Here is an 11,926-nt window from a genome sequence, read left to right on the forward strand (position 1 = left end):
AGAACGGGATGCCCCCGATTCTACGCGTCCGCCCCGAGAGAGCGCCCGTCAGCGGCATCCCGTCGGGAATCCTGTCGGCCGCCCCGGCGTTTGTCCTGCGCATGAAGGCACTGACGTACAACGAGTTCGGCGGCAACGACCGCTTCGAGATCACCGATCGGGAGATGCCCCACATCGGACCCGACACCCTGGTGGTGCGCGTGGTGGCCGCGGGCCTGAACCCCGTCGACTACAAGGTGCGCGAGGGATACCTCCAGGGCCTGCTCGACGTTCAGCTGCCGGCGGTGCCGGGCTGGGATGTCGCGGGCGTCGTGGAGAAGGTGGGACTGGACACTCCCGAGTTCGAGGTCGGCGACCCGGTGCTGGCCTACGCCCGCGCCGATGTCGTGAGCGGCGGATCGGTCGCCGAATACATGGCTGTTCCCGTGCGCACCGCCACGCGCAAGCCGGAGGGTCTCGAGTTCACCGCGGCCGCCGCGATCCCCCTCACCGGCCTGACCGCGCTGCAGGCGATCGAGCGGTCGGCCGTCGGCGAGGGGGCGACCGTGCTCATCCACGGCGCGGCCGGCGGCGTGGGCTCGTTCGGCGTGCAGCTCGCGCGCCTGCGCGGCGCGCGCGTGATCGGCACCGCGTCGGAGCGCAACCACGACTACCTCCGCGAGCTCGGCGCCGAGCCCGTGGTCTACGGCGACGGCCTCGCCGACCGGGTGCGCGAGATCGCTCCCGAGGGCGTTGACGTCGTGCTCGATTTCGCCGGCGGAAGCTCGCTCGACTCCACGAACGACCTGCTGCGCGAGGGCGGCGTCGTCACCTCGATCGCCGACCCGCGCGCGGCATCCGAGTTCGGCGGCAACTACATCTGGGTGCGCCCGGATGCCTCCCAGCTCGCCGAGCTCGCGCGTCTTGCGGCCGACGGCTCGCTGCGGGTCGAGGTCGCCGAGACCTTCCCGCTCGACGACGCCGCGGCGGCGTACGCGCGGCTGGAAGAGGGGCACACTCGCGGCAAGATCGTCGTCACGGTCTGACGGCGGGTGGATGTCGGAGGCGGGCGGGATCCTGGAGTCGTGCCCGCCTCGAGCCTCGACGCATCCGAGATGCCGTTCCCGTGCCGGGTCTGCGGCGGGCGGGTGGGCGAGGTCGACGCCGACACGGGGCATTGGCTGTGTCAGCGCTGCGGGTGGCGACTCGGCGACGCTTTCGATGCCGACCTGCCCCGCCCGGTCGTGGCCGTCGTCTACTACCTGCGATTCGGCGCCCGCGTGAAGATCGGCACGAGCGAGCGGCCACGGCAGCGGCTCGCCGCCATCCGACATGACGAGCTCCTCGCATTCGAGCGCGGCGGTCGGCCCCTCGAACAGCAGCGACACCGCGAGTTCGCGGCACTGCGAGAGGGCGGCGAGTGGTTCACGCTCACCGGTCCGTTGACCGCGCACATCGAGACGCTGCGGGCAGCGGCATCCGAGCCGTGGCTGGCCTACGACCGCTGGCTCGGCGACGCCTACCGACGGGCGTCGTCGTGAGGCGACGTCCGCCGCCGCGTCATCCTCCGGTGAGGAACTCGATCGCGGTCTGACGGAACACCCGCGAGCCGGGCGCATTGAAGTGATGCCGATCGGGGATCTCGACGAAGCGTCCCTGCGGGGTGGCGGCGGCGAGGGCCTTCGATCCCTCGATGATCGCGTCACGAGAACCTGTGGCGAACAGCACGGGCTGCTCCGGCGCGTTGGCGGGGTCGGGGTCCACCGTGCCCGAGGCGCGCATCCCGCCGGCGATCGCGAGCAGCGCGCGCAGGTCGTTGCCGGGAACGCGCTCGGTGAGCCGCACGTAGTTCTGCGTGACCGGATCGGTCACCTCGGTACCGTTCTCGACGAGCGCTCGCACCTGATCGATGTCGAGGCGGGCGAGCGGGATGCCGTCGGGCACGCCGCCCAGCACGCCGCGGGTGATGCGCGCGGAGAAGTCCTGCAGCACCTCCCAGCCCACGCGCGCTCCCAGGGAGTACCCGACGTACATCGCCGTGTCGACGAGGTAGGTGTCGAGCACCGCCTCGACGTCGGAGGCGAGCTGGTGCAGGTCGTAGTCGGCGGCACGATGCGGCTTGTCACTCGCACCGTGTCCTCGCTGATCGAGGCCGAGGACGCGGAAGCCGGCGCGCTGCAGGTCGCGCACCCAACCGGTCGAGACCCAGTTGTCCTTCGTGTTCGACGCGAAGCCGTGCACGACGACCACCGTCGGAAGGTCGTCCTCTCCCCACGAGTAGGTGGCGATGCGGTGGCCGTCCTCGCCCACGAGGACGAATCGCGGTTCGGGCAGCTCGGTCAGACCGGAGGACGCGGGGATGCTCACGGTTCCATTCTCCTGCTCAGCGGAGGCCTGCTCGGCGGAGGCGGTCACTTCTTCGCGGGATCGTGACCCCAGTTCATGAGCGAGTAGCGCCAGGCGGTCTCGGTGATGTCGCCCGAGGGGCGCTGTGCGAGGTGCCGGTTGACGTAGCCGACGACTTTGCGCATGTGCTTCAGGTCCGACTCGGTGAGGTCGTCCTTTTTGGTGCGCAGGAGGTCGACGATGCGCCGGCCCGACTGGTGGCCCGTCGATTCACCGCCGCCGTCCTTCTGACCGACCTCCTTCGACTCGTCGGTGTCGAGCCATTTCTCGAGCTCGGCGGGGCTCATGTTCACGGCGTCGCGGAAGTCGTGCCGCGTCTGGTCGTCGTCGTCGCTCATGGTGCGATGGTGCCCGCGGCGTCTGCCCGGCCGCATCCTCTTGACAGCACGATGAGTCAGCGCGTTTATGCCGCCTTTTCGTGGTTTTTGTCGTCGGCGGGTTGGGCGTTTCCTGCACAATTCGCTTGCTCAGCGACTTATCCACCGTGGAACGAATATTCGATGCGGATGTCGGAGGGTGCTGACATCATGGGAACATGACATCGAACAGCGGTAGCGGGCTCGGGGGTGACGGTGTCGCGGATGCGTCGCCGCATGCCGAAGCGTTCTCCGTGTTCGCGGAGGCGCTCGACCTGGTCCACGCCGGGGATGTCGCGCGGGTTCGGGCGTTGACGGAACTGGGCCGGTCGGCGTTGCGTGAGGCGCGGCGTGACGGCGTGCAGGGGATGGCGTCGGACATGGAGCTGCGGTCGGTCGCGGCCGAAGCAGCGGGCATGGCGCGGTTGACGGACCGGCGGCTGCAGGGCGAGATCGACCACGCGATGACGGTCATCGACGACTACCCGGCCGTGTTCGAGGCGTGGGCCCAGCGGCGGATCGAACGCGGACACGTGGATGTGGTCGTGCGGGTCGGCGCGCGGGTGCCTGACGAGGTGCGGTCGGCGTACGATGCAGCCGCGATCACGGTGTGCGAGCGGGATGTGCCGTCGCGGGTGCGGGGTGCGCTGGAGGCTCTGGCGGCCCGGCTTCACCCGCAGAACTTCACCGAGCGGCACAAGGCTGCGGCAGCGGAGCGGTGCGTTCGCGTGTTCCACGGAACGGACGGGATGTCGAACCTCGTCGCCAACCTTCCGACGGTCATTGCCGCGGGGATGCTTGACCGGCTCACGCAGATGGGACAGTCCGTGAAGGATGCCCGTGCTGATGGGGCAGGGGAAGGCGAGCCCGACGATACCCGGACGATGGATCAGCTGCGGGCCGACATCCTCGGTGACCTCGTCCTCGGCGGGGCGCCCGTAGTTGACCCGACCTACGGAACCGACCGGGCCGGTGGGCTCGGCGCGATCCGCGCACGCGTTCAGGTCGCCGTCACCGCCGAGACGTTGATGGGGCGTGACGAGAACCCCGCCGAAGCCGTGGGCGCTGCGCTGATCGATGCCGACACGGCGCGCGAGCTCGCCGGGCAGGTCAGCGAGTGGGACCGGCTCTTCATCGACCCCGTCACCCGCACACCGGTCGAGATCGACACCTACCGGCCCACGGCTTCGATGAAGAAGCTCCTGATGGCACGGGATCAGCACTGCCGGTTCCCCGGATGCCGACGGGCCGCGATCCGCTGCGAACTCGACCACACCATCGACCATGCCCTGGGCGGGCACACCCACATCTTCAACCTCGCCCACCTCTGCCAAAGACACCACTCCATGAAGCAGTTCACCAAGTGGGAGGTCCGGCAGGTCGGCGGAGGGGTCCTCGAATGGACCTCACCCCTCGGCCGGGTCTACCGCGAAGACGTCCCCATACCCGCGGTCTGCTTCACCATCGACACGGGCGGACCACCGGAGAGACCACCCTTCTGACAGCGCGGCGGTCTCGCGCGGGTCTCATATCCGGCGCATAGGTCTATCCAACGATACGGATGGGCTGGCGGGCGATGCTCGGTGCACAACCGACCGAGGAGTCAGACGTGAGCCGCATCCCCGAACCCGATCACACGCCCGCGGGACCGGCCTACGAGGGCCGCCTGCTCGACCGCGCCGACGACGAGGTCGTCGATCAGGGCGCCCCGTTCGACATCCGCACGCTGATGACCCGGCGTTCCATGCTGAGCCTCGCCGGCCTCGGCTTGGGCGCCGCGGCTCTCGCGGCCTGCACTCCCACGGCGACGGCCTCGCCCGCCGCATCACCCACGGCGACACCGACCGCGACACCCACCGCAACACCGTCCGCGACAGCCGTCGCGAACTCGGGCCTGCCCGCCGGCGAGATCCCTGACGAGACCGCCGGCCCCTACCCCGGCGACGGCTCGAACGGGCCCGACGTCCTCGAGCGCTCCGGCATCGTCCGCAGCGACATCCGATCGTCCCTGGAGGGCGGCGCGACCGCGGACGGCGTGCCGATGACCCTCCGGCTCACGATCCTCGACACTGCCCGAGGCGATGTGCCGTTCGCCGGGGCCGCCGTCTACGTGTGGCATTGCGACGCCGACGGCGGGTACTCGATGTACTCGAACGGGATCGAGAACGAGACCTACCTGCGAGGGGTGCAGGTCTCCGACGCGTCCGGCGTCGTCACCTTCACCTCGATCATTCCCGCCTGCTACACGGGCCGGTGGCCGCACATCCACTTCGAGGTCTACCCGGACGCGGCGGCGATGACCGACGCCGCGAATGCCATCGCGACGTCACAGGTCGCCCTCCCCGGGGACGTCTGCAGCACCGTCTACGCGCTCCCCGCCTACAGCGGTTCCGCGCGCAATCTTGCGCAGGTCTCGCTCGCCTCCGACAACGTGTTCGGCGACGACGCAGGCGCCCTCCAACTGGCCACCGTCACCGGCGACACGACATCCGGATACGTCGTCTCGCTCACCGCTCGCGTGGACACGACAACGACACCCGCGGCGGGCGCCGCTCCGGGCGGGGTCTCACCCCGCCGACCCTGACCGTTGCGCGCCATGGCCGCAGCCGCGGCCGCGCATGAGCCGGGGCACGACCGCGACCAGCACGAACATCGCGACGAGCTCGACGAGCGTCTGCGTGACCACGACGAGCGGAGTCAACGCGAATGACGCCGGCAGGGCGAGTGCGAGCGGCAGGACGACGAGAGAGTTGCGCGTCACAGTGCTGAAGACCACCGCCCGCCGGCGCGAGACATCGAGTCCGGCCAGACGGCCCGCGACAATCCCCACCATCACTGCGCACGGCACGAACGCGACGAAGATCGGCACGACGGGCGCCAGCGACACCATCGCATCCCCGACCGCGGCCGTCTGCGAGGCGACCGCGACGAATAGCGTCAGCATCATCACCGGCACCATGGCACGCAGCAGCCCGGACGACACCGACCCGACGCGCGGCGAACGGCGCGTTGCCGCCTGCGCGACCGCGGCGAGCGCAAGCGGAACGACGATGAGCAGAACGAACGCTTCGGCGAACGGGCGCGGATCGATGACTGCGACAGCCTCGCCCCCGGCCATCGCCCACACGTACGCGGGCAGAAGCAGCAGCTGCGTGATCATGAGCAGCGGCGTCGCCGCCAGCAGCTGCTCACGCGATCCTCCAGCGAGGCCCGCGAAGACGACGACGTAGTCCACGCAGGGTGTCAACAGCACCAGCAGCACGCCCAGCAGAAGCGCCGCGTCATGGGCGACGAACCGCGACAGCAGCCACACGACCACCGGGACCGCGACGAAGTTCGCGACCATCACGGCCCCGATGAACCGTGCGTCACGGACGGCCTCCCGCAGCCCGACGAGCGGGATCGAGAGGAACGTGAGGAACAGCAGGACGCCCAGCACCGGGGTGAGCACCGGTTCGATCGCCTGAGCGAAGCGCGGCATCGCGAGCCCCACGACCCCGCCCACGACCAGCGCCACCAGGAACATCGCCGCTTGGTGCCGTTCGATCACCGCGAGCGCCCGCATCATGCCAGCATGCCGCACCGGAGGCCAGAAGCACCCCGGCAGCCGTCGCATGAGGTGGAATGGGAGAACCGCTACGGAAGGACAGCCACCATGCGCGGAGTCATCATGCACGCCCCCGGCGACGTCCGCGTCGAGGAACGCGACGACCCGACGATCGAGAAGCCCACGGATGCCGTCATCCGGGTGGCCGCGGCCTGCATCTGCGGCTCCGACCTGTGGCCCTATCGCGGCGAAGACCCCATCAAGCGCCCGATCCCGATGGGGCACGAGTACGTCGGCGTCGTCGAGCAGATCGGCGACGACGTCAGCGGGCTCTCGGTCGGCGACTTCGTCGTCGGCTCGTTCATCGCCTCGGACAACACGTGCGAGATCTGCCGCGACGGCTACCAGTCGCACTGCGTCGACCGCGTTCCGATGGGTCGCCTCGGCTCGCAGGCCGAGCGGCTGCGCGTGCCCCTCGCCGACGGCACCCTCGTCGTCGTCCCGGGCCAGCCCACCGACGACCAGATCCGCGGCCTCCTGGCGGCATCCGACGTGCTCGGCACCGGCTGGTTCGCCGCCGTCGCCGCGCAGGCCGGCCCCGGCAAGACCGTCGCGGTCGTCGGCGATGGCGCCGTCGGACTTCTCGGCATCCTGTCGGCCAAGCAGCTCGGGGCCGAGCGCATCATCGCGATGTCGCGTCACGCCGACCGCCAGGCCCTCGCCCGCCGCTTCGGCGCCACCGACATCGTCGAGGAGCGGGGCGCCGACGGCGTCGCGCGCATCAAGGAGCTGACCGACGGCCTCGGCGCCCACTCCGTCATCGAGGCGGTCGGCACGCAGGAATCGATGATGCAGGCGATCCGCTCCACCCGCGCCGGCGGCCACGTCGGCTACGTCGGCGTCTCGCACGACGTCGAGCTGCCCGGCGCCGAGCTCTTCGGATCGGGCGTGCACCTGCACGGCGGCCCCGCCCCGGTGCGGCAGTACCTGCCCGAACTGATCGACCTCATCATGTCGGGGACGATCGACCCGGGTGCCGTGTTCGACCTGACCCTGCCCCTCGACGACGCCGCCGAAGGCTACCGGGCCATGGACGAGCGCCGCGCGACGAAGGTGCTGCTCACCCTCTGATCGGAACGCCCTCCGACCGGTGCCGGGATCCACGGCATCCGATCCGACACGCCGCCGAGGATGCCGCTCACCCGGGGTGTCTGCCGCGATCCCTCGCATCCGGGATCGCGGCAGACCGGGCTCAGTCGCCGGCCGCGACGGCCGCCCGCCGACGCACCCGCGCGACGACCAGGACGAGTCCGACGAGCATCATCCCGGCGGCGAGCACCAGCGGTGCGGGCGAGGCTTCACCACCGGATGCTGCGAGCGAGCCGGTCGCTCCCGCATCCGGGCCGCCGGCGGGCGCACTCGACTGTCCGCCGCTCGGTGCGCCACCCGACGAGCCCGTGCCACCGGGCGTTCCGGCCCCCGGCGCTTCGCCCGGGCCACCCTGCTCACCCTCTCCCGGCTCGCCTTCGCCCGGCTCACCCTCTCCCGGCGCCGCCGTGACGTCGGCGAGTCCACCGTGGGTGAGGCTCAGGTACGGCGCCGAGTGGATCGTCGTCATGGGCCCCTCCTCGGCCAGCAGCGCTGCGCGCTCGTCGGTCGGGAAGTGGTTCTGCGCGAGCTCGAAGTAGCTCATGCTGTGCGCCGTGAACCCCGCGTCACGCAGGTAATCGATCGTGCGCACGTTCGCGAGCTTCGCCGGGTCGCCCGTGTAGTAGGGGAAGGATGCCGGGTCGGCGACCCACCCTGTCGCGGCGTCCGCGGCATCCGCGAGCCCGCGCCCGTTCGCGTTGACGTGATCGTGCACGTCGTAACCGTGCGCCGACAGCGTCTCGGCGACGAGGAAGAGCGGCAGCAGGGAGAAGTGCGTGTACCAGATGCCGTAGTCCCCGACGCCGTTGTTCCGGTCGACCTCCTCCGGGAGGTGCCCGTTCTCGTCGATCTGGTGCTCGAGCAGCTCGACGGCGCGCGCGTTCGCAGCGTCGAGCCCCGCCTCGTCGTCGAGGTAGGCCGCGACGGCGGTCGTCGTCTCGAGGGCCCAGCTGCCCCAGTTGTTCGTGCGATGCAGGATCGACGCCGCGACCGGCGTCGCCGTCTCACGCAGGAAGCCGGCGAACACGGCCTCGGACGCCGCGCTCCACACGGAAGTGCCGCGCAGCAGCTCAGCGGCGTGAACGAAGGCCGGGAAGTGGTAGCTGAAGGCGAGCGCGGAGTCCTCACGGGTGCGAACGCATTCGACCGTCGTGGTCCAGGAATCGATGAACTGCGCGGCGTGCGCGCCGTAGCGGGCATCACCCGACAGGCGATACGCCAATGCGAGCTCGTAGGCGGTGTTCGCGTCGTTCTGCAGCCCGTCCCGCGCCGCACGGTGCGCGGTCGGATCGTTGTAGAAGAACGGCACGAAGAAGGTCGTCGGAGGAGCAGGTGCTCGCTCGAGACCCGCGTCGGCGGCCGTGAGCAGACGCGCGTACGCAGACGTCTGCGGCTGCTCCCCCGCCGCGATGCGCGCCGACACCGCCTCGATGCGCGCGTCGCTCACGAGCACCTCGCCGCGACCCGCATCCGTCACCGGTGCACCCGACCAGCCGACGCAGTCGGTCGGCACTGGCTCAGCGCGGTCGATGACGCCCGACAGCTGCACGGAGTCGACCGACATCCGGACGTCGCGATGCGCCGCGAGCGCGAACCCGCTGCCCGAGAAGGCGGCGTCAGAGACATCGATCAGCGTCGTCGCCTCGCCGACGTCGCCGAGGCCGACCCGCATCCGCTCGCCGTCGAGCGACGCCGTGACCGTGACCGGGCCGGACCCGGGGCGGGCATCGGTCTGCGCTGTGCCGAGCACGGCGACCTGCCCGTCGCCGGCGGCGCGGATGACTGCCAGCTCGCCGCTGTTGCGGACGAAAACGGTGTAACCGGACTGCGTGTAGTCGTCGGCCGTGCCGGTGCGCCGCACCGTGAAGCCCGCCCACGCGCTGGCTCCCCCGCCCGCAGAGGCGAAGGTCACCGTCGCCGTCGCCTCCCCGTCGAGGCCGCGGCCGGTCAGCGCGAGGATCGACCCGCGTGACGCCCCCGGCTGCACGACTCTGGCGACGCCGTCCGCCGCCTCCCACGTCCCGGCTGCGGGCAGCCAGTCGGGAGTCAGCTCGTCGCACCCGTCCTCGATCGTCGCGGACGGGGCCGCAGCGGCGACCGCGGGCAGAGCCGGTATCGCGAGCGCGACGACTCCGATCACAGCGAGCGAGAATCTCCATCGATTCTTCATGTCGTACCTTTCGTCGGGGTCTTCGGGGTTCACATCACGCGCAGCGACACGATCCGCGCCTGCGCGGCACCGTTCGTGGCCGTCACCCGCACCCGCAGGCCCCTGACCCCGTCGACCTCGACGTCGTGAACACGCTGTCGTCGGCGGTTCGCGGTCACGTTCACCCGTTCGACCCAGACGCCGTCGGCGCCGCAGGTCTCCACGACGTAGTCGCGGACGAGCTCGGGGAACACGCGGTCGGGCGTGCGGTGGTGATGCAGCGTGTTGAGCTCGACGTCGGTGTCGTCATCGAACACCAGTCGCACGGCCGTGATCGACTGCTCGTCATCCCAGGCGAGGGCGAGGTGCGGCGCCGCGTCGTCGGGACGCGACATCCACAGGTTCGGACCGCCGAAGAACCGCTGATAGCCGCCGACCGCCTGCTCGGCCGCGAAGGCCGTCGTCTCAGGATGCAGACGCACGCGCGGCGTGCGTCCTCGCATCGGGATCGCCGGCCACGCGATGACGCTCTCGGACTCGTCGACGGCGACGTTCTGGTCACCGTCGGCCTGAGGCCGGTGCGGCAGGGTCAGCACTCCCGGCACCTGTACCTCGGCGAGGACAACGCTCACATCGGGATCGGCCCCCAGGACCACGACGACGTTCTCGGGCTCATCCGGGGTCCACACGAGCGGCAACCGCACCCACTGCGGGTCGGCGGCTGCGCTCACGTCGACCGAGACCCGCATCCGTTCGTCGATGGGAACCGCGTTCTGCCGCCGCCCGGTGGTCCACAGCGCGGCGGTGAGGGTGGCAGCGCGGGCCACCTTCAGCAGAACGTCGACGCCGTCGAGCTGCGGGTCCACCGGGACGAGCACGCCGAGGTCGGAGTCGAGCGGGTGCTCGGCGACAGCGGCATCCGGCACGAGTTCGACGGGGTCGAGCGTGGTCGCCACCGATGACGCTGATACGCGGGCCTGCCGCGCCAGGTCGGCCGGATCGGTGTTGCGCACGCCGAACACCGAGGCATCCTGGCGCAGGAGCACCTGGCGCAGCTCGTCGGCGTGGTCGGCTGCCAGCGCGCGCGGACGCACCCCGAGGTCGAGCGCGAGCGCGGCTCCGGTTCCCGCCGCCTCGCCGCCCGCGCCGCATGTGGCCATGACACGGGTCGAGCCGAACGCGACATGGCTCGCCGAGATGTCGCGCCCCGCCACCAGCAGGTTCGCGACGTTGCGCGAGTAGTAGCTGCGGAACGGGATGCCGTAGATGCCGTTCGAGTACCGCTGGTGAGCCCCGGCCTCGGTGGCGTACATGCCCTCGACCGGGTGCAGGTCGATCGACCAGCCGCCGAACGCGACCGCGTCGTGGTGGTCGACCTGATCGAGGATGTCGTTCTGGGTCAGCACATGGTCCCCCAGGAATCGGCGGTACTCGCGCTTGCCCGGGATCGTGCCGACCCATTCGAGATCGAGGGTGTCGGCGTCGAAGCGGCCCGAGTTCTTGATGTAGTCCCAGATGCCGAAGATGACGGAGCGCAGCTCGTCGCGGATCGCCTCGTTGTCGTGCACGGTGTCGAGGTGGCCGCCCCACTCGATCCACCAGTAGTGCGCGCCCGAGTCGCCGGACCGCAGGATTCTCGACGTCGGGATCGGGGTGGTGGTGATGTCCTTCGCGGAGTCCGGCGCAACGAAGTCGACCGGCCGCCCCAGGTCCTTCGTATAGAAGAGGATCGTCGAGCCGAGCAGCTCGTCGTCAGCCGTTTCGGGCGCCCACGCCTCGCCGAACTCCTCGCGGGCCTCGCGGCCGATGCGGAAGTCGGCGCCCGCCAGATACCCGATGAGTCCGTCACCGGTGCAGTCGAGGACGTACGGGCTCCGGAAGGTCGTGGCGATCTCCGATCCCATCGTCCACCCGTGGACGGCGGTCACGACCCGCTCGCCGTCGACCTCGTCGGTGTCGATCTCGCGCACATCCGTGTTGAGGAACAACCGGATGTTGGGCTCCGCGCGCACCGCGTCGTGCACGACCTCGTCCCAGATGATCGGGTTGCCCTCCGGGTTCCGGTACTGGTTCTCGACGTAGAGCTCACCGATCACGCCGCTCTCGCGAGCGAACCGCTGGATGCCGTGCGACGTCGCGCCGACGACCCAGACCCGCACCTCCGACGACGAGTTGCCGCCCAGAACCGGCCGGTTGCCGATGAGCGCCACCCGCTTTCCCAGCCGCGCGGCGCTGATCGCGGCGCAGACGCCGGCGAGGCCGCCGCCGACCACGGTGATGTCGGATTCGATGTTCTGAGTGCGCATGGTTCCTTCAGGGCAGGGGGGATCACCGGCGGGA

10 protein-coding genes are annotated in these 11,926 nt (G+C 70.5%); 5 read left to right on the forward strand and 5 right to left on the reverse strand.

What is annotated here, in order from left to right; translation table 11 throughout:
• Positions 1–101 precede the first annotated feature (101 nt).
• A complete protein-coding gene (locus O1W71_RS13535) occupies positions 102–1,025 on the forward strand; it encodes an NADP-dependent oxidoreductase (protein WP_269268353.1) in 924 nt (307 codons plus the stop codon).
• Between the two features lie 39 nt (positions 1,026–1,064).
• Complete coding sequence (locus tag O1W71_RS13540; protein WP_269268354.1) at positions 1,065–1,520, forward strand: GIY-YIG nuclease family protein; 456 nt, start codon at positions 1,065–1,067, stop codon at positions 1,518–1,520.
• A 19-nt stretch (positions 1,521–1,539) separates the two neighbouring features.
• On the opposite strand, the gene O1W71_RS13545 is transcribed toward O1W71_RS13540, so the two are convergent.
• Complete coding sequence (locus O1W71_RS13545; RefSeq protein ID WP_269268355.1) at positions 1,540–2,346, reverse strand: alpha/beta fold hydrolase; 807 nt, start codon at positions 2,344–2,346, stop codon at positions 1,540–1,542.
• Positions 2,347–2,390: 44 nt separating this feature from the next.
• On the reverse strand, positions 2,391–2,723 hold the full coding sequence (locus O1W71_RS13550; RefSeq protein ID WP_269268357.1) for a DUF3140 domain-containing protein: 333 nt from the start codon (positions 2,721–2,723) through the stop codon (positions 2,391–2,393).
• A gap of 197 nt (positions 2,724–2,920) precedes the next feature.
• Between O1W71_RS13550 and O1W71_RS13555 the strand changes: the two genes are divergently transcribed.
• The gene (locus tag O1W71_RS13555; RefSeq protein WP_269268358.1) at positions 2,921–4,243 is read left to right on the forward strand and encodes an HNH endonuclease signature motif containing protein; all 1,323 of its coding nucleotides are present in this window, start codon (positions 2,921–2,923) and stop codon (positions 4,241–4,243) included.
• Between the two features lie 107 nt (positions 4,244–4,350).
• On the forward strand, positions 4,351–5,325 hold the full coding sequence (locus tag O1W71_RS13560) for an intradiol ring-cleavage dioxygenase (RefSeq protein ID WP_269268360.1): 975 nt from the start codon (positions 4,351–4,353) through the stop codon (positions 5,323–5,325).
• Here O1W71_RS13560 and O1W71_RS13565 read toward each other — a convergent pair.
• Positions 5,308–6,309: a bile acid:sodium symporter gene (locus O1W71_RS13565; RefSeq protein ID WP_269268362.1), complete on the reverse strand. Its 1,002-nt coding sequence runs from the start codon at positions 6,307–6,309 to the stop codon at positions 5,308–5,310. The two genes, O1W71_RS13560 and O1W71_RS13565, sit on opposite strands and share 18 nt — an antisense overlap.
• An 87-nt stretch (positions 6,310–6,396) precedes the next feature.
• Here O1W71_RS13565 and O1W71_RS13570 point away from each other — a divergent pair, with 87 nt between their 5' ends.
• On the forward strand, positions 6,397–7,419 hold the full coding sequence (locus O1W71_RS13570) for a zinc-dependent alcohol dehydrogenase family protein (protein ID WP_269268363.1): 1,023 nt from the start codon (positions 6,397–6,399) through the stop codon (positions 7,417–7,419).
• Positions 7,420–7,540: 121 nt separating this feature from the next.
• Here the strand turns inward: O1W71_RS13570 and O1W71_RS13575 are convergent, their stop codons facing one another.
• Together O1W71_RS13575 and O1W71_RS13580 are read right to left on the reverse strand one after the other, a co-directional pair.
• Complete coding sequence (locus tag O1W71_RS13575) at positions 7,541–9,607, reverse strand: alginate lyase family protein (protein WP_269268364.1); 2,067 nt, start codon at positions 9,605–9,607, stop codon at positions 7,541–7,543.
• Positions 9,608–9,636: 29 nt separating this feature from the next.
• Positions 9,637–11,892, reverse strand: a complete 2,256-nt coding sequence (locus O1W71_RS13580; protein ID WP_269268365.1) for an FAD-dependent oxidoreductase — start codon at positions 11,890–11,892, stop codon at positions 9,637–9,639.
• Positions 11,893–11,926 lie beyond the last annotated feature (34 nt).

This window comes from Microbacterium sp. H37-C3 (assembly GCF_027157935.1).
Taxonomy (GTDB): domain Bacteria; phylum Actinomycetota; class Actinomycetes; order Actinomycetales; family Microbacteriaceae; genus Microbacterium; species Microbacterium plantarum.

Excerpts from the sequence above, each read along its gene's own strand:
- O1W71_RS13580 (WP_269268365.1), bottom strand. The coding sequence starts at position 11,892 with ATGCGCACTCAGAACATCGAATCCGACATCACCGTGGTCGGCGGCGGC.
- O1W71_RS13535 (WP_269268353.1), top strand. The coding sequence starts at position 102 with ATGAAGGCACTGACGTACAACGAGTTCGGCGGCAACGACCGCTTCGAG.
- O1W71_RS13575 (WP_269268364.1), bottom strand. The coding sequence starts at position 9,607 with ATGAAGAATCGATGGAGATTCTCGCTCGCTGTGATCGGAGTCGTCGCG.
- O1W71_RS13565 (WP_269268362.1), bottom strand. The coding sequence starts at position 6,309 with ATGATGCGGGCGCTCGCGGTGATCGAACGGCACCAAGCGGCGATGTTC.
- O1W71_RS13555 (WP_269268358.1), top strand. The coding sequence starts at position 2,921 with ATGACATCGAACAGCGGTAGCGGGCTCGGGGGTGACGGTGTCGCGGAT.
- O1W71_RS13550 (WP_269268357.1), bottom strand. The coding sequence starts at position 2,723 with ATGAGCGACGACGACGACCAGACGCGGCACGACTTCCGCGACGCCGTG.
- O1W71_RS13570 (WP_269268363.1), top strand. The coding sequence starts at position 6,397 with ATGCGCGGAGTCATCATGCACGCCCCCGGCGACGTCCGCGTCGAGGAA.